Here is a 329-nt window from a genome sequence, read left to right on the forward strand (position 1 = left end):
ATCTTCACCACGTCCTCCTCCTTGAGCTTGTCGGTGAAGTCGGGCATGCCGCGCTCGCGGAACGGTCCGTTGAAGACGATGTCCTTCAGCTTGGTGATCTCTTCGGCCGGCACGTAGCCGAGATTGCGGATGTTGCCGCCCTTGTCCACGCCGGGCACGCCGTGGCAGGTGGCGCAGGCGGCGATGTAAAGCGCGGTGCCCTCGGGCACGTCCTTGGGATCATATTTCACGCCCTGCAGCAGTCCCTCGGTCTGGTACTTCACGAACTCCGGCAGCTTGGCCTTGGCGCCGACGGCAAAGGTGTAGACCGTGCCCGGAGTCCGCAGTTC

1 protein-coding gene is annotated in these 329 nt (G+C 63.8%); it reads right to left on the bottom strand.

Translation table 11 applies throughout. From position 1 onward, the window contains the following. The coding region (locus A6V29_RS10230; RefSeq protein ID WP_137160192.1) for a c-type cytochrome at nt 1-329 on the bottom strand (329 nt) is incomplete at both ends.

The sequence above is a fragment of the Blastococcus sp. CCUG 61487 genome, assembly GCF_005222955.1.
GTDB lineage: Bacteria > Actinomycetota > Actinomycetes > Mycobacteriales > Geodermatophilaceae > Blastococcus.